Raw genomic sequence first — 21,018 nt, forward strand, 5'->3', positions numbered from 1 at the left:
TAAGAAAGTAGCGAATAAAAATTTACTGGAAATCGAAAGTATTGTGGCTTTTCTTCATTCCCTCGATTTTCATCAGAAAGTTATAGATAGGTGCAATTCGTTTGAAATCTTTGCTCAATATATCAACTAATTGCGCAGAAAATAATGCATCCATATCTCTATGCTGGCTAATGAGTGCCCAGGATTTCTTGTTGTACCAGGCCGCCAACTCTGGCTGCTGGTCTTTAATCAGTGGCCGTTTATAACTTTCACCTTCAATAGAGAAGTTTGGATGAATACATTCAGCTATCTTGAGGAAGTCAGCCGGGGCGCGGAGCAGTTGTTGCCGGAAAAGATCCATGGTGATACGCGAGGCACTGTAATAACCCAGCCCATAGCGCCACCAATCTGGGCCAAACTCAAAAAAGTAGGTTGGCGCATCAGTCCAGTTTTTACGCGAGCGTTTGAATGTCAGCCACAAGTTATTGCGATAAAGAGATTTGTCATGAGAAAAACGAGTATCCCGGTTCATGCGGGAGATGGTCTTGCCAATCGCCGGGCGCGTCTCAAACAATTCATCAATCATCAGCATATCAGAGCTTAAGTCAGTCACCAGTTTTCGCATCGGTTGCAGCAGGTGACTATCATAAATAGCGCGGTGCTCTTCGAACCACTCCTTGTTATTGTTCTGACTAATTTGTTGTAAGAATGTCAGACCATCCTGAGTAAAACCGGTAAATTCACTCATAATATTCCTTTTCTATGCCCCCGTTAAACCGAGCTTCGATGTGAGTTTTGACGTTTTTCATTCACCAGAGGCTACACCGTGACACCAGCCGGTGCCATCTAATTGCGCTATCAATGATGAGGTTCGTGGGGCAGAAGATTCACCACCGCCTTTTCTCACTCGGCTTGAAAGATGGCAGTTTGGTGTTCAGTTGCAGGTAATTTTGCTTGATCGCGCACGAGGATCACAGTCTGAGTGACTCACTCTTTCGTCCGAGCATGATGTCGATAACATTTAATTATAATTAATAGCTAAATAATTTCTTTTTGGCGGTAGGTGTCGTTCATTAATTCCACTATTGTTAATCGCACTATTGAAACTGGGTCTAATACCTCTGTTACCAGTCAATTCTCTGGCTAATCAGGGGGCCGCAGCAGGGTTTATCACGCCATAACTCTCGGTATTGTCATCTATACAAAGGATAAAGAATGAAATTAGAAACATTATCTATTCATGCAGGTTATTCGCCAGATCCAACCACCAAAGCTGTTGCGGTGCCTATTTATCAAACTTCTTCTTTTGCTTTTGATGATACCCAGCATGGGGCTGATTTATTTGATTTAAAAGTGGCGGGCAATATTTACTCTCGCATCATGAACCCAACCAATGATGTTTTAGAACAACGCGTTGCAGCACTGGAGGGTGGGGTTGCGGCGCTGGCAGTGGCATCAGGAATGGCGGCCATTACCTATGCTATCCAAACCATTGCTGAAGCTGGGGATAACATTGTCTCGGTAGCCAAGTTATACGGCGGAACTTACAACTTACTGGCCCACACTTTACCGCGTTATGGCGTAGAGACCCGTTTTGCCGACCATGATGACATTGAAGCATTGGAAGCGTTAATTGATGACCGGACCAAGGCAGTTTTCTGTGAATCTATCGGTAACCCAGCGGGCAATATTGTTGATTTGAAGAAATTGGCTGATGCTGCTCATCGCCACGGTGTACCGCTGATTGTCGATAATACCGTCGCGACGCCGATTCTTTGTCGGCCATTTGAGCATGGTGCCGATATTGTGGTTCATTCATTGACTAAATACATCGGCGGCCATGGTTCGAGCATTGGCGGTATCGTGGTGGATTCCGGAAAATTCCCTTGGGCACAATATCCTGAGCGCTTTGCACAGCTCAACACTCCGGATCCGTCATACCATGGCGTGACTTATACCGAGCAATTCGGTGCCGCCGCTTATATTGGTCGCTGCCGGGTTGTGCCACTGCGTAATACTGGCGCGGCGCTATCGCCGTTTAATGCATTTTTGATTTTACAGGGGCTGGAGACCTTGGCGTTGCGCATGGAGCGCCATACTGAAAACGCGCTGAAAGTTGCCCATTACTTAAAAAATCATCCGCAAGTCAGTTGGGTTAAATATGCCGGTCTACCAGACCATCCAGAACATGAATTGGCTCAGCGCTATTTTGGCGGCAAACCTGCGGCGATACTGTCATTTGGTATTCATGGTGGTCAGGAAGCGGGGGGGCGTTTTATTGACGCGCTGAATTTGGTGGTGCGGCTGGTGAATATTGGTGATGCCAAATCACTGGCTTGCCATCCGGCGTCCACTACACACCGCCAGCTTAATGATGAAGAACTGGTCAAGGCGGGCGTGCCACGGGATATGGTGCGGTTATCAATTGGTATTGAGCATATCGACGACATTCTCAATGACCTTGCTCAAGCACTGGATGCGGCAAAACGTTAATATCACAGCTAAGAGTGACCGGTAGCCGAGGGTTACCGGTCATCAGGATAGAGACAATATTTAGAGTGCAGCCCGAGTGTTAAAGTGTCGCAAGAGTCGCGGCAATCACCTTGGCATAAGGTGTGGTTGGGCGACCAATAAGTTTGCTCAATGTATGGCTGTCATCAAATAGCCCACCTTGAGCCGCACCCGCATCAGAATCTGCCAGCATGCTAGCGAAACCTTCGGGTAAACCGGCGCTGATCAGTGCTTGTTTGAAGTCCGCCTCCGATAAATCTTGGTATACCACCGGCTTACCTGATTGACGGGCAATTTCAGCCGAGAACTCAGCCAGTGTGTAGCTATCATCACCCGCTAATTCATACACCTTGCCAGCCTGACCTTCTTGGGTCAGCACTGCGGCGGCGGCTTGGGCATAATCTTCACGCGCGGCAGAGGCGATACGCCCATTCCCCACCGCACCAATAAAGGCACCATGAGCCAGCGCCGGGGCGATACTGGCGGCATAGTTCTCGGTGTACCAGCCATTACGCAGCAACACCACCGGCAAGCCAGATTCACGTAGCAATGCTTCGGTGGCGCGATGCTCTTCGCCTAATCCCAGAATACTTTTATCGGCATGCAATAAGCTGGTATAGGCCAGCAGTTTGACTCCGGCGTGCTTGGCGGCATTGATCACCGCGGTATGTTGGGCGACCCGCTGTCCCACTTCACTTGATGAGATTAACAGCAATTTGTCCACCCCTTGGAAGGCGGCATCTAATGTGGTGGGTTGGCTATAATCGGCTTTACGTACCTGAAGCCCTAATGCGGCCAAATCACTGGCTTTCTCAGGATGACGCACGGCGGCAATGATTTCACTGGCAGGGACTTTTTTAAGCAATGCATTGATAACAAGACGGCCCAGTTGGCCTGTGGCTCCGGTTACTGCGATCATAGTAAGGCTCCAAACTTTATATTATGGGAAAGGTGGCGCGCTGTTTTTAAGAATTAACATCCGATTATTCGTCAAAAAAGCTGCCCTTATGATCATCATATGCAATATACTAACTTTAAGTAAGTACGTACCAAAAGGTTAGTATGAAAATAATGAAGTCGCAAAATTTGACGGGCAATATCTCGTTTCCTGAACAGGTCCGGCGCGGTGAACTGCTTAATGTCGATTGTCCTTCAAGAGAGGTACTTAAGCGTGTCACCAGCCGTTGGGGGGTGTTGGTGCTGATTGCTTTGAGCAATGAAACCCTGCGCTTTAGTGCTTTAAGGCGCAAGATTGGTGGGGTCAGTGAAAAAATGCTGGCTCAGACGCTACAACACCTTGAAGAAGATGGTTTTATTGATCGAATTGCTTACCCGGTAGTTCCGCCTCATGTGGAATATAAGCTGACGCCACTGGGGAAAGAAGTGCAAGAGCAGGTAGAAGGGTTAGCGCTGTGGCTGGAGGAAAATCTGCATCGCATTATGGAACAACGGCAGCAGCGGCTAGCATCATCTTCTGCGGGCACCCCATCTGCCGAAGTATAATTTACCGGACAACGGCGGGCCATGGTATCGACCATGGCCGTTATTATTGCTGGTAAGTACAGCATTACAGCGTTTTTAATGCGGCAACTGACTCAATCGCCATGGAGGGAATAAACTCGATCACATCATAATGAGCCACTGCATTAAACGGATCTTCTGCCAATATTTTATCCAGCTCCTCACGCGCAATACTTTTTGCCAAAATAATGCCACCGGTGCGCGGCACTTTACGGCCTGACGCAATAAAAGCGCCTTGCTCATAATACTTTTTGAGCCACTTTTTATGGCTCTCAGTGAGGGGTTCAACAACGTCAATAGGCTGATGATAAGTTAGGGTGACGACGAACATGAGTTATTCCTCTAAGGTTTCACCTTTCATCCTCGCCGCCGCAGGCGTATTTACTGCCTGCAACACCAATGATTTTGGGTGTCTATTTGGGTGCTTTCAAGATAGCGCCTTGAGCCACCACTGGCATCCTAAAAATACTAAATTTTTTGTCTCTATCTCAAGACTGGGTCGAGATAGCTAAATTTCGCATATGAAAAGCAATAATGCTTATTTCATTTATTGCGCAGTTCAGCGTTTACTCTTTATTCATCAGTTCAGCATTGGATAAATAAGCAGAGGCGAGAATGGCTAAGATTACGGCATGGTTTACCGGACTTCCTCTGTGGCAATCAGCCCCTATCGCAGAGGCTGACACAGCATTATTGCATGCTGACGGCGCGCATCTATTGGAAACAATAAACGCCATTGGTGGACTATATGGCATTGAATTTATTCATTATTAAAAAGTTAGTTATAGAAAAATAGCATTTAAAAAATATCACTAATAAGACAGATAATCTTCTGATTGAAAATTCTAATTTATTAATTACCAGGTAAAGACAAATGAAACTGACAAAAACTTTATCCCTGAGCGGGATATTGAGTGCATCGTTATTGTTAAATGCGGCCCTGTCATTTAATGCGGCTGCCGCAAGTTTATTGGATAAAGCCAAGAATAATGAGGTATTGATTGCAGGTATTGCCAATGAACAGCCTTATGGCTATATCGGCACCGACGGTAAAGTGACCGGGGCTAATGTAGAAGTTTTACGCGCGGTGTTGAAGCCATTAGGAATAACTCGGATAGAAACCCCGATAGTTGATTTTGGTGCCTTAGTCCCCGGTTTGGCGGCCAAGCGTTTTGATGTCATTGGTGCGGGGCTGTTTATTAATCCAGCGCGCTGCAAAGTGATCGGTTTCTCTAATCCAGTCACCCGTTCCGGCGGTGCTTTTATTGTGAAGAAAGGCAATCCACTGAATTTGCACAGTCTGAAAGATGTTGCCGCCAATAATAAAGCTCGCCTTGGCACCCAGAATGGCACTAATCAGATAACCGAAGCCAAAGATAGCGGAATTGCAGCAGGCAATGTGGTGCTGTTTGATAAAGACACTGAAGCATTGGCTGCGCTGAAAGCTAATCGCGTTGATGCGGTTTATTTTCCTGACGCTGAAATCATCAGTTTATTGAAAAAATCAAATGACCCGGCAGTCGAGCGTGCTCTGCCTTTCCAGCAAATTGCTGATGCACACGGCAACCCTAGCTACAACTTCCATGCTTTTGGCTTACCGCACAATGATCCGGCATTTACCCAAGCATTTAATGCTGAGTTAGCAAAATTACGCGCCTCCGGTGAGTTACTGAAAATCCTGCAAAAATATGGTTATACCGAGAATGAGCTGCCGCCAGTAGAGGTTAAGGCCAGCCAGATATGCGAGCCACAGGCATAGTTTTCGTAAATGGTTTTGCTGCGATTGATAGGTTATTTATGTCAAAAAATTCAGTCAGTTCATCATATTCAAAACACGCCATAGGGCAGAGCGGGCAACTGAGTTGGGGAGTGTTATCTTTCACCCACCCAACTCTGGCCGGGCTTGAGTTACCCTATTTTGATATTAAGGCTCCTCAAGCGGGGCCTGCACTTGCCATTATTGCCGGTATGCATCCGAATGAAGTTTCAGCCATGGAAGCGGCTCTGCGCTTAAAAGATTATTTTGCTGAGCATCTGGTGAGCGGCTCGGTCAGCATTCTGCCGGTGCTTAATATGCCCGGCTTATATTTGCATTCTGAATTCGTCTGTCCGGAAGACAATAAAAACATTAACTTCCTTTCTCCCGGCTCCCCGCAAGGGAGTTTCAGCGAAGTATTGATTGATGCAGTACTTAATAGCTGGGCGCAAGAGGCGGCGGTGTTTATTGATCTGCATGGCGGTGATTTGCGCGAAGATGTCGCCAAATTTGTTATGTGCCAGTGGGTGGGTGATGAAGAGTTCGACAATATTACCAGCTTATTGGCTCATCAATTTGATGCTGATGCCATTGTGGAGTTTGCGGTTGATCAAACCAATAATCGGGGGCGGGCAACCAATGAACTGCCATGGCTAGGCCGTCATGCCGTGATGTCAGAGGGTGGGGCGAATGGCATTCTTGATGAGGAAAATACGCAATTCCATTTTAATGGGGTCGCTAATATTGCCCGTCAGTTGGGGTTAACATCGGACCCTAGTGTGACGCAGACGCGGCGCAATATTGTGGTCGATAACTTTGCCAAAGTTGAAGCGCCTTTTAGTGGCCGCTGGTATCTGGAGATTGTCGCCGGAGAGCAGGTGAGCCGGGGGCAATGTCTTGGCGTGATTAAGAATTTGTACGGTGAATGGGTAGCCGATGTGATAGCGCCTTTTTCTGGCCTGATATTGATGCTAGTGAATCATAACATCGTCAATCAGGGCGAATGGTTGATAAGTCTGGCCCCGACACCTTCCGGGCGACAGCAATAGGCTATCTGCACATTGAGTTAACATTATGGAATTGAGTAATCTGCCGTTTGTTGCCGGTGAGCTGGCCCATGGCGCATGGGTCACCGTGCAAATAACCTTACTATCGGCTGCATTGGCTTTGGTGTTGTCGTTTGTTTTTGCTCTATTGCGCTTGTCACCCTTGCGACCGGTGAGAGTGATTAGCGGAGCTTGCATTGAGTTTTTACGTGGTACTTCGGCACTGGTACAACTGTTTTATCTGTTTTTTATTTTGCCCCTGTTTGGCATCAGTATTAGCCCGATGACCACGGCGGTGATTGGTCTCGGGCTTAATTTTTCATCTTTTGGTGCCGAAATTGTGCGCAGTGCCATCGTCAATGTCAGTCAGGGGCAGCGCGATGCTTTGCAGGCGCTAGACTTCCCGCCACTGACGGCATTTCGCCGCATTATTCTGCCGCAGGCACTGCCTTTTATGCTGCCGCCGTTGGGTAACCTGCTGGTGGAACTGCTGAAATCTACCTCGCTGGTTTCCTTAATTACACTGAGTGACCTGACGTTCGCCGGAGCCTCACTGATTACGACGCTGGGCGATCAGACGCTAATCTGGAGCATCGTGCTGCTGTGCTATTTTGCGATGGCGTGGCCACTGACCAGTCTGGTGGCCTATTACGAGCGGCATCATACCCGCTATCGTCAGGTTGGGAATCGTTAATGTTATTAGGGCTGGTGATGCGTTTTGTGGGGAAAAGCTATGGATTTTGATTTCGCGTTTGCCTGGTCAATATTGCCGGATTTATTACCCGGTTTGCTGGTGACTTTCGAAGTCGTGGTGGCGGGGTTCGTGCTGGCAACCTTGTTGGGAATGGTGGTCGCAGTCTTACTGCAATTGCCCTCGCGGCTCATGACCAAGTTGTGCCAGGCATATGTCGCTTTCTTTCGTAATACACCGCTACTGGTGCAACTCTATTTTTTGTTTTTTGCCTTACCACTCAGTGGATTAACATTGCCCGCGATGGTCACCGGTGTGCTGGGTATGGGGTTGTATTACGGTGCCTATATTGCGGAAGCATTCCGCGGAGCTATCAATGGAGTGCCGCAAGGGCAGTGGGAAGCCGCGCGTGCGCTAGATTTCTCTCCCTTAACGCAGTGGACGCGCATCATTCTACCCCAAGCATTGAAGCCGATGTTACCGGTGCTGGGGAATTATCTGATTGGGATGTTTAAAGAAACGCCTTTATTGGCGGTGATTACCATCCCCGAGCTGTTTCAGGCAGCAAAACAGATTGCGGGCCTGACATATCGTTATAACGAGCCATACACCTTAATGGCATTACTGTTTCTGCTTATTAGTTTGCCGACATCATTACTGTTCAGCTATTTGGAAAGGCGGCGTGCACATGCTTGATTCCTCTGTTACTTCCCCGCAACCGGTGCAGATTACTCTGTCGCAGGTGGTGAAAAACTATGGTGACACCCGGGTGTTAGACCACCTTGATTTATCGATCCCTGCTGGGCAAAAAGTGGCGTTAATTGGCCCCAGTGGTTCAGGAAAATCAACCATATTGCGGCTGATAAAAGGGCTGGAAACTTTTAGCTCTGGGCAGATTAGTATTGCAGGGCAAGCAGTTAATGCCAATGGTAGCGCGGGTTCACTGTTCCGTCGTCGTCCCGCCACCAGCCATGTGGTCGGCATGGTATTTCAGCATTTTAATTTATTCCCTCATCTGACTGTTGAGCAAAATATTACCGAAGCTCCACTGCGAGTGTTGAAAGTGAGTGTTGAAGAAGCACGGGCGCGTGCTCATCATTATTTGCAATTAGTGGGGCTGTCTCATAAAGCTAATGTATGGCCAGCCACCTTATCGGGAGGGCAACAGCAGCGGGTCGCGATAGCTCGCGCCCTGGCAATGCGCCCCAAAGTGATGTTATTTGACGAGGTAACCTCCGCGCTGGATCCGGAGTTGGTCAGTGAGGTTTTAGGGGTTATCCGCCACATTGCCCATGAGCAACAGATGACCATGCTATTAGTGACCCATGAAATGAATTTTGCCCGGGATGTCGCGGACAGGGTGATTTTTATGGAGCAAGGCAAAATAGTGGATGACGGTGTGTCACAGGATATTTTGGTTACCCCGCGCCATGCCCGTACCCGGCAATTTCTCAATCTCTTGAATGATCGTTGAGTGAGAGATAAGGGTTTATATATTCATTTGTTGAAAAATAGCGTTAAAAAAAAATCGCATTGAAAAAAATAGCCACTGGGCATGATTAACCCAGTGGCCTTATTGCGATGCGGTTAAATAATCAGAAGTTGTATTTCACTCCGAACATCACCGCTGTGTCACTATAACCTTTATTGCCTACTTGCTGGCCCACATTGCCCCACACATTCACTTTCTTACTTAACTGGCCTTCTACGCCGAGCTTCAATTCGGCAATATTTACGGCACCGTCTTGTTTCACACTGATGCCATTCATGGTGGTGCCAAAGTCTTTAGTATTGTGGATCCAGTTGGTCTCAACAAAAGGCTGGAACATACGATCCTTGTCTTTATCCTGATCGGCATATCCGTTCATAAAGGCTTTTACCCCCAGACGGGTCTGGATATTACCCTCACCTTCACCTGATACTTTCGTCCCATTCGCTTCGGTATGCTGGTCTGCCTTGACGCCCATCCAAGTGACCTGCGCTTTTGGCTGAATAAAGTAAGAGGCATTTTTTGCCGTATTTTCGCCGACTTTAAAGGTATAGCCGCTTTCTACTGATGCCGTTACGCCCTTGGATTTGTACTCTTCCGTGACCAAACCTTGGCCATTTACGGTGTTATTAAACCAGCTATATTGTGCCCAGCTATCCACATACAGGCCGGTTTTGTCTGCGTCATTAGCATACCAGGTGCCATATATCCCGGTGCTATAACCGTCCACCGATGCCCGGGCGCTATAACCGGATAATTGCGACTCTGTTCTACTTTTGCTATTACCGTAACCCGCCATCACGCCCAAATGGAAACGATCCAATCCATTATTGCTCCACTGCGCAATGTCCCCACCTAACTGCACGACGTAACGATTGCTTTGTGTGCTCAGTTGGTCTTGCGTATCGCGAGAACGGTTATGACCACCTTCGTTACGTAACCACAAGCTAGTGACTTTCTGCTCTCCGGTCAGTGCGTCGATATACTGCGTTTCCCCCAGGCGGTCATGTAAACGAGTGACGAACATGTTGTTGGCTGCTGCCAAGTTAGCACTATATCCGCTGGCCTCTGGACGTTCGACCATGATGCCAGGCATCGGCGCGGAGGTGGCCGTATCCGGTAAGTCTGGGCTAGCGGATAGCGGGAGATACCAACTATTCAAATACCAATTGCCAGACTGACTACCTTCTCCCCGGTTCAGATAATAGTCGTAGGCTCCAGCGACAATACGCCCGTCCTGAGTAAATTCGCCCCCTGATAGGCCCGCCACTGTAATGAGCTCAATCCCATTGAGAGTTTGTGCGCCACTACCACCGGCATTATTGACTTTCACAAGGGTATTACCTGAAGTATTACCTTCAATAATCAGTTTATCCGTCGGGGAGGAATCATCTCCCAGAACAGTATTTAAAGAGAGATAACCGCCATCGCCATGATAATCGCCAGTAACAGTAAGATTTTTAAACATCGCACCGTTATTCAAATAGTTAACAGTTGCCCCATCCGACAAATTTAATGAGGTTACGGTAGAGTCGCCCGTCATATTCCACCGGCTATTTACCCCAGAGATATTCAGGTTAGTTGTTCCTGGTACGGCACCAAGCTCTGATATTCCAGTAAATCTTGAGCCATCCGTCATTGATAAATTCAAAACCCCGCCAGAAGCGGATAACAGTGACCCGGTAATATCATATTGGGCGGCATTACCGGTGATGCTGCTGTTTTGCCCGGTGACATAAAATGCCCTGGCATCTAGCGCATTAATCGTGCCGCCAGTGAGGGTTAATTCCCCTTCTCGGGATGCCAAGATAGCTGAAGATGTGGCATTACCTCCCGCCAGTGTTACGTTAGTCGGGCCTTGAAAATTAATGTTGCCGCCGTTAGCCCAGGCTCCATAGAGGGTTGCTGCACTATTAGAGCTGGTGTTATTGACGGTAACTTCTTCTAAACTCGTGACGGTAGAACCTGATGTATTCGCCAGAATCCCGGTTGAACCTGAACCCCCATTAACCAAATTGATAACCGACGTTCCGTTAAGTGCTACAGTTCCTCCTAACGGGGCCGACGCGGTTCCACCTTCAGCACGAACACCATAAATTGTCGCATTACTCCCGGTATTCACATTGACAGTTAATCCGTCTTTAGTATTAACCTGCGTGCCCGCGATATAAGCATGGATACCTGCGGAGCTATTCCCGGCATTATTCAACGTGATAGTGGTATCTTCGTTGAGATAAGCTCTCATATCAGGAATTAATAGAGCATTGGTATATGGCCCGCCCTCAAGATTAACGCCATATAATGTAATGGCATCATTACCATTAAGTGTAATTGTTGAATTGGCACCGAGCTCTGCGGTAATTGTTGCAGCCAACTCTGGCGTTGCAGCGCTGCCATTTTTTAGCCGTAGTCCAGTAACATAGCTGCCCGTGACGCCGTTATCAATATTGACAACAACATCAGTTTTGCCAAAGTTTGCAATACTGTTAAAAACGCTAATAGCCACCGGGTTATTAGAGAATGGTGCAGTAAGATTTTGAATTACACTGATATCTCCCATATATGTAAAAGCATTTTCGTCAAGTGCTGCAATACCAAACTGATTATTAACGTTAACAGCACCGCCATTAATTGTTAATGTATTAATATCTTTTACAGTTGTGGTGGCTGGCGCAGCACTTACGGTGCCCGCCAGAACTAAATATATGCTGAGTGTGAGTGTTTTTTTATGAATCATTATCTTACGATACCTTATTAAACAAATCTTAAGTAATTATCAATTCATGTGCTAGCACATGCCTAAAAGGGTGGCAGATGAGGGTTAATTGTCCGATTAATATTCGGTTAATATTTTTAATGAATAAAAAATGGTGTTGTAAATAATACTTATTGTGGACAATAACAGATGGGGGATGAATTGAAATAAGAGCGTGGAGTAAATTTTGTAGGAATATTCTTTATTTTTATTATTTATTTATCCTTATATTACAATCAATTGAGTTAATGGTCTGACATCTATAACAAACTAAATCATTAAATTATTCACTTATTAGGAAAGTGTTATCATTAAATTAACATCGGGGCGGGTTATTGCGGGGTTTACTCTGTAAATAGTAGGCTTTTATTTACAATAAATGACAAGTTATACCTAGAATGACATTTCATTAGATAAATTTAAATATGAATAAAATGATAACTATTCAGTGTGTCATGATAATTTCGAGCGGCTGCGCTATTTTCAAAAAAATCACTGAAAGGTATCTATTAAAATAATAAATACCTTCAGAACAAATTACACCTACAGACACAGGTGATTGCGAGTTGCGGCATTATCCCAGTGATGGCCGCTTAAACCAAGATTGCACCATGCCCGGTCGAGAGAACATCACCAAGTTGCCCAATAGAATAAGGAGTAAACCGATAATGGCATTCAGATGCCAGTGATAGTCTTCATAGAGGGTGGAAATGCTCAGTGCCACCAAAGGGAATAATAATGTACTGTAAGCTGCGCCACTGGCTCCGATGCGACCAATTAAGCTGAAGTAGGCGGCAAAGGCAATGACTGAGCCGAAAATTGCCAGATACAATAATGAGCCAAGGTAACGTGAGGTAAGTTCAATAGTGAAAGGTTGATGCTGAATCAGGCTGAAAACCCCCATTAGTATTGCGCCATAAGTCATCGCATAGGCGTTGGTTGACAGAATATCTAATCCACGACGTTGATGACGGCTGCTAATCATATTCCCCAGAGAAAAACCGTAGGTACCCAACAGGCTTAGACCAATACCTTTCAGCAGCTCTGGTGCGATCTGTGCTGCGGTTAAATCTTGCCAAAACAAAGCAACAATACCAATCATCCCAAGAATACTGGCGGGCAGTAGATTCGGGCTGAGGCGCTGGCGGAAGAAAATCATGCCATTGATGGCATTAAACAGAACCGCCATCGAGAAAATAACCGACTCCAAACCACTGCTGATATAAGCCGCCGCATGATAAAAACAGTAAAAGTTAAAAGCGAAAACACAGAAGCCCTGTGCTACGCAAAAAAGATGGTCGCGCATTGCGAGAGGGCGCAAGCGGCGAGCGAGTAATAACACCAACATCATGACGCCGGCTGCCAAAGCAAACCGGTAGAATATTGATACCGTAATGGCGACATCCCCTTGTTGCTGTAGGGTGATGGCAATCCATGTTGTTCCCCAAATCAATACAACTAAAAAATAAAGCAGCGCGTTCATAGTATTTCTCACGACTTCTGGAAAACCTCAGTATCAGAGATGTGGGCGAGGGGCGCTTTCAGTGGTTTGCTAAAAATTGCAAAATCTTGCGCATTTTTGCGATAAATAACGGGAAAATATGGTCTGTCGCACAGCAAGTCATTAAACTGGTTTCATCCGCTTTACCACAGGAAGTCAGTGCGATGTTGGAACGGTATCAAGCCTTTGAAACCCTAAGAGAACATAAAGCTCGTTTGCATGATTGTGTGCAGCTCGGCTCGGGTATTCAATTGGCGGCTTGGTCTAATCGCGATGATTGCGTTACTCAAGAAAGCCCAGACCATCACACGCTGAGCCTGTATGTTGCGGATGGCTATGAGTGTTACCACAAAACGCAGGCGGGGTGGAAAAACGGCGGTGGGCCGGACCATTTTTGCATTATGCCAAAGGGCAGTTTATCCAGTTGGGATGTGCGCGATGACTTATCCTTTGTACATCTGTATTGCACCGATGAGCATTTGCGCCAATTAGCGGAGCAAATTTGGGAGCGAAGCCCTCAATCGATTCAGGTGGATGAACGTACTTTCGCCGAAGATCCCCACATAACTTTGCTGTATCGCCAGTTTTTATTGAATTATCACTGGCAAGAACAGGCAAACCATTTGGCACTCAGCAGTGCAGCGACTTTGCTGATGACCCATCTGCTGAAAAACTACACTCAGTTGCAGTGGGCAATACCCACCATTCGCGGTGGTTTAGCGCCAGTGGTATTAAAACGGGTCAAAGAATATATCGACGCTCACTTGTCTCAGCCGCTGTTATTATCAGATCTGGCCGGGCAGGCCGGCTTGAGTGAGTTCCATTTCGCCCGGATGTTTAAACAAAGTACCGGGCAGGCGCCACATCAATTTGTGCTAAAGATACGTTTGGCGCGTGCTGAGCAATTATTAAGGCACAGTATGATGCCGCTTATTCATATTGCATTGGAGTGTGGTTTTAGCTCGGCCAGTCATTTTAGCAACTGTTTTAAAGCGGCTTATGGCCTAACCCCGTCTCTAATGCGGCAAAGGCAACTCTAGCAGGAGCCTCTGCCGATGCGAATGTCGCCACCAAGACTAGAGCGGGCAGCTTAAATCGCCTTCAGGGCAATTAAGATAGGATTTCAGCTGTGCGGTGCGCTCTTCTGTTTTGTGGGTCAAACAAGCCGAAATAATCATAGGATGGACTGAGCCCCCTTCGGTGGCTGATGCCTGGAAGGTACAGTCGGCATCTCGGTATTTTATCCAGGTCAGTTGCGCACTTTTCAGTAATGCCCGCTGAGCTACCGATGTTTTGGCAAGAACCTCTTTATAAGTACGATTGAGTTCAGCATCAGCCTTTTTATAGTCGGAATTTGCACACTGGTTCATGTCCAGTTGAGTGACTGCATTTTTACAGTCAACCGCTAAAGCCTGGCTGACAGGGAGTATCAGCAGTGATGCCAACATAATTTTCTTTAACATACTTATCCCTAAAAATAATAGCTAAGAAATAATAATAGCCTCATCTAACTAAGATGAGGCCAATAATTATATTACAGAGGCCATTTAGCCGCCGTTACAACGTCTTTTTTATCTCTGATAATTTTTTATCCGGTGACTTCTTACAGATATCAATTATTTTGGGCGTATACACGGTATCTATTTCCTGAAAATCAACATTATCCCCTTTCTTATACTGGGTATCCTCATTGAGAATCCAGAAAGCAACGGGCGTCATGCTTTTGGGATTAAGATCAAGAAACTCTTTACAAGTCATATCCTTCGGCGTTGTAGGAGAGGGTGCGGCAAATACAGGACTCATTGTGGTGAGTAAGGCTGTGGCAATCATAATATTAGCTAGTGATTTATAAAGCATAATTATATCCTTATTTGTCTATTACCTTGAGTCGGATAAAGTTGATGTGTCAGCAGAAGATTATTTCCTTATTTAGCATGGGTTATAAAATCATATCTTGCCAGATGGAATGGAAAATTAATTGGGTGAACTAAATGAGGTTTATTACCATTCTTTAGTTTGTAATGATTATGTGTCTGTTTTTTATCATAAGAAATGGAAGTTGATTCTGTTATTTAAGGCTAACTAATTAGAGTGGTTTACTAATGACCCTATTTAATTATCACTCACTAAATTACATCATTATTACTTTGATAATAAAAAGCAGATAAATAAAACCATTCTTGGCTAAATCTATCTGCGTTTATAAATCAATTATCTATGCTGATAAATAAATTATTTCACTATTAATATTTTTTATCGGCAGGGGGTGGGCAGCGGTGTTTACCGTCATGAGGAGGCTCCCCCTTTGGTGGATGATCCTCTTTATGCTCTTTTGGCGACGGCAAGGGGCGGCCGTTTTTATCTTTTGGTGGCTCCGGAGGTCGTTTGCAGGTCTCGCCAGAGGGCTTTTGAATGTCTTTATTAGCTGGATTTTTATCAATGCTTTCTTTATTAACATTCTGTTTATTAATAGGTTGTTCAGCATAGCTGGTGACAGCATTTAATAGTAATACTGCAGACAGACAAATCATGAGTGACGTCTTCATTCTCGCTCCCATTGTTCAATAGAAATTCTCTGTGATAATAGCGAGTTACAGCCTCAGTTTTCTTGGTGGGATTGGTAATGATTTTATCAAGTTGAATGTCATTACTTATCCAATAGGACGCGCCATCAGTGTAGATCTACACTGACACATTGGTCTGTGTTATAATTTTCGGTATTATCATTTATGGGTTTAAGTGATTTTATTTTATTTCTACTGTTTTTGTTTTATGTTTTAAATGATAGGTGATTTATCTGTATGTCTTTATTTTCTTTTTATCATAATTGCCTGGCTTCTTTTAACAAGCGAGTATTTGGCAGCCACCCAAGAGGTGAACCAGTGAAGAGAGAGAATAGGAAGAATGAATTATCTAATCTTCAACTGGATGTGCTACTGAATGCCGAGAAACAGGTTGCAATCATAACAACCGACTTAGATAACTGCATCACGATATTTAATGTGGGCGCAGAGCGGATGTTTGGTTACTCTAAGGCAGAAGTTCTAGGGCATCCTATATCGGATATATTACATATTCCAGAAAATGGCGACGATCAAGCTAAGCTGGACTATTTATTACTTAACCGACGTAATGCCAGTGAATGGTCTTATCGGCGTAAAGACGGTGAACGTTTCTGGGGAGCACTCAGCGTTCACGAAATAATGTCCGACGCTGGTGACATTGTTGGCTATATCAGTGTTATTGCTGATGTTTCAGAAAGAAAATCCTTGCTGATCGAGTTGGAAGAAAGTAAGCAAATGATGGACCGGTTAACCAAAAATTTGCCGGCGATGATTTATGCTTATTATTTAAATACTGACGGCGAGTCTTATTTTAAATATTGCAGCGAGGGCGTTCGTAAGATATTCGATCTCGCGCCAGCGGATGTTTTATATATACCGCGCGAGAAAAACCCTTTGTTTAGCCGCGTTCATCCCGACGACATGGATATGTTAAGGCAGGCGGTGACTATTTCGCAGCAGGACTTATCGGTTTGGAGTTGTGATTTTCGCGTAGTGCTGCCCGAGAAAGGGACACATTGGCTCCATGGCGAGTCTTTCCCAATCCGGCAGGATGATGGGACCGTCATCTGGTATGGCTCGTTTTTTGATATCACAGAACTTAAACAGTCTGAATCGATCCTAAAAGCTCTGTCACAAACCGACGTATTGACCGGGGTGGCTAATCGCCGTCATTTCGATGAACTTTATCTGCGCGCTTGGAAGAAAAATCGCATCGAAGGCGGAGCCATCTCTGTTTTAATGATTGATTTTGACAACTTCAAAAGCTTTAACGACCTCTATGGCCATGCTATGGGGGATGTTTGTTTGAAATCTATTGTCGAGACATTATCAAAATCTATCCGTAGCGGCTCAGATATTCTGGCCCGCTATGGTGGCGAGGAGTTTATTGTCTTGTTGGCACCGAGTACACTGGCGGATGCGCAAGCGGTTGCTGAACGTATGCGCCATTCCATTGAGGAGTTGGATATTCCTCATGCGATGTCCCCCCTAGGGCGAGTGACGATAAGTATTGGTGTGGCATCCGTCTCTGAGCCGGGTGAACACCTTTCGGCAAAAGAGCTGTCAGATGCTGCGGATAAAGCACTTTATCGAGCTAAAACTGCCGGGAAAAACCGAGTTGAGACGGCCGCTCTGAGGTGATTGTCTTGGGCTGATATATGATAGAAAAATCGGTTTACTCATTACCTTGAAGGAAGGGAAACAGGCAAAACAGAGTAAGTGAAACAACATTACGCTGCATTTCACTTACTCTTATTATCATTAGGAATGGGGCGATAGGGGCTAGCTAATAAGGATCTTGAGCTTCGCGCAGACGTTCCTGCTCTTCCTCTATGACGGCCTGAATCTCCTCCAGTACACCTTCAACATCAACAGCTTGCGTGCTTTCCGCAAATTCGCCAGTTAACGGCGTTTCAGGATGCAGCTTGCCATCTTCATAAAGCGCCCACATCTCTTTGGCATATTTACGATTAAGCAGTTCCGGGGCGTATTGACCATAATAGTGCGTCATATTCGCGACATCCCGCTCCAGCATCGCTTTTGCATGGTTGTTGGCTGCCGCATTGACGGCTTGCGGCAAGTCAATAATGACCGGCCCGTCTTTATCAATTAACACGTTAAACTCTGACAAGTCACCATGGACCAACCCGGCACACAGCATCCGAACGACATAGCGGATCATGATGGCATGGTCAATCAGGGCTTGTTCTTTGCTAAACGGCACATCACTCAGGCGAGGTGCCGCCAGCCCGTCCTCATCAGTGACCAGCTCCATAAGCAGAACACCGTCAAGGCAAGCATATGGTTGTGGCACACGAACACCAGCACTTGCGAGCAGGTACAGCGCGTCTACCTCAGCGGTCTGCCAAGTCTCTTCTTGTTGCTTACGGCCAAACTTAGAACCTTTCGCCATGGCGCGAGCATCACGGCTATTGCGGACTTTACGACCTTCTTGATATTGCACCGCTTGCTTGAAATTGCGGTTCTCAGCTTCTTTGTAAACTTTAGCGCAGCGGATATCCTGCCCACACCGGACAACATAGACATCAGCTTCTTTGCCACTTTTTAAACGACGGATGACTTCGTCAACCAAGCCGTCATCAACCAGCGGTTGGATTCGTTTTGGAATTTTCATGGCGTCCTTGTACCCTATTTAAGCCCGCGATGGAATGGCTTTGGCTGAATTTTCCTCCAGTTTACCATTCGAGCCTATCTGCGGGTGGGTTTTTACGGGCCTCAGGTGGTACTAAACTGAGCATTATGCAATTTAGCATAAGCCCCTTTACGGGCGAGCAACTCGTGGTGATCACCTTGTTCTACAATGCCTTCTTTATCGACCACAATGATGCGATCGGCATTTTGAATGGTGGCTAAGCGATGCGCAATAACCAAAGTCGTTCGGCCCTGAGATAATTCAGTCAATGCTAACTGAATGGCTTGCTCTGTGGCGGTATCCAGTGCAGATGTTGCTTCGTCCAGAATCAAAATAGGCGGATTTTTCAGGAAAATACGCGCAATTGATAGCCGCTGTTTCTGCCCGCCAGATAATTTCACTCCGCGCTCACCAACCACAGTATCAAGCCCATCTGGCAAGCTTTCAATCAGCTCATCCAATCGCGCTTGCCGCGCAGCAGCCATGATTTCGTCATCACTGGCATCCAGCTTGCCATATGCAATATTCTCGCGGATAGATCCGCCGAATAAGAAAACATCCTGCTGAACAATACCAATATTATTGCGCAGTGATTCTTGAGTCATATCACGAATATTGATGCCATCAATAGTGATTACACCATCATCAAGTTCATAGAAGCGGGGCAGCAATGAACATAATGTGGTTTTACCCGCGCCAGATGGCCCAACGAATGCCACTGTTTCACCGGCACGAATTTGCAGATTCAAATCAGTGAAAATTTTATTCTGCGGTGAATAACCGAAACTGACATTCTGATAGCAAATATCACCGTGCAGGTGGCCCACTGGGCGTGCATCTGGCTTATCGACAATATCAGGCAACGTATCAATCAGTTGAGTGAATCGTTTGAAACCGGCGATCCCTTTCGGATAGCTTTCCAGTACGGAGGTTATTTTAGCCACTGGGCGGAAAAAGACCTCAACTAGCAAGAGAAAACCGACAAAGCCGCCGTAACTTAATTGATCATTAACCACGTACCAAGTGCCGACGACCATCACAATCAACTGTACCAGACGGGTACTAAGGTAGCTCATGGTCATACTGGTGGTCATGATGCGATAAGCCCGCAGTTTGGTGGTGCGGTAGTCTTCGTTATCTTTGGCGAATAATTTCTTTTCATGGGATTCGTTAGCGAAAGCTTTCACCACACGAATACCACCGATACTCTCTTCAATGCGGGCATTAAAGTTACCCACCTGACCAAATAGCTTGCGCCAGGTTTCAGTCATTTGCGCACCGTAACGGCTGACCAGATAGGTCATAAACGGCACAATGAAGATAGTGAGCATTGCCAGCGGCAAATGAACCGATGCCATTAGGATAAACGCACCAATAAATGTCATGACCGCAATGAAAAGATCCTCTGGGCCGTGATGGGCAATTTCCCCAACCTCTTCAAGGTCTTTCGTGACGTGGGTAATAATATGGCCGGTCTTCACATTATCGTAATAGCTAAACGATAGCTTTTGCAGATGACTAAATGCCTGACGGCGCATGTCGGTTTCGATACCCACACCGAGGGCGTGGCCCCAATAGTTAACCACCGCCATCAGTGCAGTATTGAGCAGGTAAATAAGTAACAACCCTGTTGCAGCCCAGACAATGAGTGCCCAATCCTGATTAGGGAGCAGCTTATCAATGAACAGCTTTACCGCCATAGGAAAGCTCAGTTCCAACAACCCGGCCAGGATCGCGCAACCAAAATCCAGATAGAAAAGCCCTTTGTAGGGAGCGTAATAAGAGAAGAAACGGCGGAGCATTGAGGCATCCTTACAATTACAGAGGAAAATCGATATTAATATCAAAAATCAGTTTGCAGCATTATAAATGTAAATGGTTCTTAATAGCATTCATTTTGCCCATTCTTTGTAATTAATAGAATTCCTATCCACGGTAATAGGCATTGAAGCAAAGATAATATCGGGTATTGTTAATCAAATCATAGCAAGGAGTAATAACCATGAAGTTGACGTTGACTGATACCCCGGCAACTGAAGATGTTGCAGAAATTATGGCGGGGTTGAAAGCCTTTAATCGTAATTTTGTTGGTGACAATGGCCGCAAACCATTAGCCGTATTTATCACTGGCGAACAGGGTGAGAAGTTAGGTGGGATTACGGGTTATACATTAGGTAATTGTTTGAGCATCGAATTGTTATGGGTATCGGATGCATTACGCCATTCTGGCGCGGGCAGTAAACTAATGCGTGCAATTGAACAGGAAGCTCTGCAACGAGGGTGTAAGTTTGCTCAAGTCGATACATTCAGTTTTCAAGCTCGACCTTTTTATGAAAAACACGGCTATCAATTGAAAATGACGCTAGAAAATGTCGTGGATGAATATCATCGCTATTATTTAACTAAAAATCTGATTAGCTAGAATGTGCCTCTATGGCGCAAAAAATTAAATTTTGAGTGTATTTATTTTCTCTCCAATAGATAAGTTTTCTGTTTAACCATCTTCCGACAATGTACCAGGTGGTTTCCGTCACAACTGTGTGCATTATTAA

Annotated in this window: 21 protein-coding genes; 11 read left to right on the forward strand and 10 right to left on the reverse strand. The window is 45.8% G+C overall.

The genetic code is table 11. From position 1 onward, the window contains the following. Positions 1-22: 22 nt before the first annotated feature. Positions 23-730 (reverse strand): DUF2461 domain-containing protein, encoded by a 708-nt coding sequence (locus tag N0H69_RS12110; RefSeq protein WP_050109096.1) that lies wholly within the window; start codon positions 728-730, stop codon positions 23-25. Between the two features lie 464 nt (positions 731-1,194). Between N0H69_RS12110 and N0H69_RS12115 the strand changes: the two genes are divergently transcribed. Next, complete coding sequence (locus tag N0H69_RS12115) at positions 1,195-2,472, forward strand: bifunctional O-acetylhomoserine aminocarboxypropyltransferase/cysteine synthase (protein WP_050109097.1); 1,278 nt, start codon at positions 1,195-1,197, stop codon at positions 2,470-2,472. A 79-nt stretch (positions 2,473-2,551) separates the two neighbouring features. Here N0H69_RS12115 and N0H69_RS12120 read toward each other — a convergent pair whose 3' ends face one another. Next, the gene (locus tag N0H69_RS12120; protein ID WP_050152238.1) at positions 2,552-3,409 is read right to left on the reverse strand and encodes an SDR family oxidoreductase; all 858 of its coding nucleotides are present in this window, start codon (positions 3,407-3,409) and stop codon (positions 2,552-2,554) included. A gap of 143 nt (positions 3,410-3,552) precedes the next feature. On the opposite strand from N0H69_RS12120, the gene N0H69_RS12125 reads away from it, so the two are divergent. Next, the gene (locus N0H69_RS12125) at positions 3,553-3,993 is read left to right on the forward strand and encodes a winged helix-turn-helix transcriptional regulator (protein WP_050121105.1); all 441 of its coding nucleotides are present in this window, start codon (positions 3,553-3,555) and stop codon (positions 3,991-3,993) included. Between the two features lie 64 nt (positions 3,994-4,057). Here the strand turns inward: N0H69_RS12125 and N0H69_RS12130 are convergent, their stop codons facing one another. Next, a complete protein-coding gene (locus N0H69_RS12130; protein ID WP_050152237.1) occupies positions 4,058-4,342 on the reverse strand; it encodes a YciI family protein in 285 nt (94 codons plus the stop codon). Between the two features lie 284 nt (positions 4,343-4,626). On the opposite strand from N0H69_RS12130, the gene N0H69_RS12135 reads away from it, so the two are divergent. From N0H69_RS12135 to N0H69_RS12160, 6 genes are all read left to right on the forward strand, one after another. Next, positions 4,627-4,785, forward strand: coding sequence for a hypothetical protein (locus tag N0H69_RS12135; protein ID WP_172665474.1), 159 nt, complete (start codon positions 4,627-4,629; stop codon positions 4,783-4,785). 100 nt (positions 4,786-4,885) lie between these two features. Continuing rightward, positions 4,886-5,770, forward strand: a complete 885-nt coding sequence (gene ehuB / locus N0H69_RS12140) for an ectoine/hydroxyectoine ABC transporter substrate-binding protein EhuB (RefSeq protein ID WP_050109101.1) — start codon at positions 4,886-4,888, stop codon at positions 5,768-5,770. 38 nt (positions 5,771-5,808) lie between these two features. Further along, positions 5,809-6,816 (forward strand): succinylglutamate desuccinylase/aspartoacylase family protein, encoded by a 1,008-nt coding sequence (locus N0H69_RS12145; protein ID WP_080994263.1) that lies wholly within the window; start codon positions 5,809-5,811, stop codon positions 6,814-6,816. Positions 6,817-6,841: 25 nt separating this feature from the next. Next, on the forward strand, positions 6,842-7,507 hold the full coding sequence (gene ehuC / locus N0H69_RS12150) for an ectoine/hydroxyectoine ABC transporter permease subunit EhuC (protein ID WP_050152236.1): 666 nt from the start codon (positions 6,842-6,844) through the stop codon (positions 7,505-7,507). Positions 7,508-7,546: 39 nt separating this feature from the next. Then, positions 7,547-8,200, forward strand: a complete 654-nt coding sequence (gene ehuD / locus N0H69_RS12155; protein WP_050109103.1) for an ectoine/hydroxyectoine ABC transporter permease subunit EhuD — start codon at positions 7,547-7,549, stop codon at positions 8,198-8,200. Then, on the forward strand, positions 8,193-8,978 hold the full coding sequence (locus N0H69_RS12160) for an amino acid ABC transporter ATP-binding protein (protein WP_050152235.1): 786 nt from the start codon (positions 8,193-8,195) through the stop codon (positions 8,976-8,978). Before ehuD ends, N0H69_RS12160 begins: the two co-directional genes overlap by 8 nt. A 121-nt stretch (positions 8,979-9,099) precedes the next feature. Here N0H69_RS12160 and N0H69_RS12165 read toward each other — a convergent pair whose 3' ends face one another. Beyond that, positions 9,100-11,730, reverse strand: a complete 2,631-nt coding sequence (locus tag N0H69_RS12165; RefSeq protein ID WP_072077696.1) for an autotransporter outer membrane beta-barrel domain-containing protein — start codon at positions 11,728-11,730, stop codon at positions 9,100-9,102. 592 nt (positions 11,731-12,322) lie between these two features. Next, positions 12,323-13,231 (reverse strand): DMT family transporter, encoded by a 909-nt coding sequence (locus N0H69_RS12170; protein WP_050152234.1) that lies wholly within the window; start codon positions 13,229-13,231, stop codon positions 12,323-12,325. Between the two features lie 182 nt (positions 13,232-13,413). Between N0H69_RS12170 and N0H69_RS12175 the strand changes: the two genes are divergently transcribed. After that, on the forward strand, positions 13,414-14,289 hold the full coding sequence (locus N0H69_RS12175; protein WP_050152251.1) for a helix-turn-helix domain-containing protein: 876 nt from the start codon (positions 13,414-13,416) through the stop codon (positions 14,287-14,289). Between the two features lie 36 nt (positions 14,290-14,325). On the opposite strand, the gene N0H69_RS12180 is transcribed toward N0H69_RS12175, so the two are convergent. The 3 genes from N0H69_RS12180 to N0H69_RS12190 all read right to left on the reverse strand — a co-directional run bounded on the left by N0H69_RS12180 (position 14,326) and on the right by N0H69_RS12190 (position 15,795). Beyond that, positions 14,326-14,712 (reverse strand): lysozyme inhibitor LprI family protein, encoded by a 387-nt coding sequence (locus tag N0H69_RS12180; RefSeq protein ID WP_050109106.1) that lies wholly within the window; start codon positions 14,710-14,712, stop codon positions 14,326-14,328. 94 nt (positions 14,713-14,806) lie between these two features. Beyond that, positions 14,807-15,106: an acid-activated periplasmic chaperone HdeB gene (gene hdeB / locus N0H69_RS12185; RefSeq protein WP_050152233.1), complete on the reverse strand. Its 300-nt coding sequence runs from the start codon at positions 15,104-15,106 to the stop codon at positions 14,807-14,809. Positions 15,107-15,492: 386 nt separating this feature from the next. Then, positions 15,493-15,795, reverse strand: a complete 303-nt coding sequence (locus N0H69_RS12190; protein ID WP_050109108.1) for a hypothetical protein — start codon at positions 15,793-15,795, stop codon at positions 15,493-15,495. Between the two features lie 255 nt (positions 15,796-16,050). Between N0H69_RS12190 and N0H69_RS12195 the strand changes: the two genes are divergently transcribed. Next, positions 16,051-17,454, forward strand: coding sequence for a sensor domain-containing diguanylate cyclase (locus tag N0H69_RS12195; RefSeq protein WP_050135427.1), 1,404 nt, complete (start codon positions 16,051-16,053; stop codon positions 17,452-17,454). A 145-nt stretch (positions 17,455-17,599) separates the two neighbouring features. Here N0H69_RS12195 and N0H69_RS12200 read toward each other — a convergent pair whose 3' ends face one another. Next, a complete protein-coding gene (locus N0H69_RS12200) occupies positions 17,600-18,448 on the reverse strand; it encodes a PA4780 family RIO1-like protein kinase (protein ID WP_050152232.1) in 849 nt (282 codons plus the stop codon). Between the two features lie 101 nt (positions 18,449-18,549). Further along, the gene (locus N0H69_RS12205; protein ID WP_050152231.1) at positions 18,550-20,268 is read right to left on the reverse strand and encodes an ABC transporter ATP-binding protein; all 1,719 of its coding nucleotides are present in this window, start codon (positions 20,266-20,268) and stop codon (positions 18,550-18,552) included. 200 nt (positions 20,269-20,468) lie between these two features. Here N0H69_RS12205 and N0H69_RS12210 point away from each other — a divergent pair, with 200 nt between their 5' ends. Beyond that, the gene (locus N0H69_RS12210) at positions 20,469-20,888 is read left to right on the forward strand and encodes a GNAT family N-acetyltransferase (RefSeq protein ID WP_050152230.1); all 420 of its coding nucleotides are present in this window, start codon (positions 20,469-20,471) and stop codon (positions 20,886-20,888) included. Positions 20,889-21,018: the final 130 nt, after the last annotated feature.

It is taken from the genome of Yersinia alsatica, assembly GCF_025133195.1.
GTDB lineage: Bacteria > Pseudomonadota > Gammaproteobacteria > Enterobacterales > Enterobacteriaceae > Yersinia > Yersinia alsatica.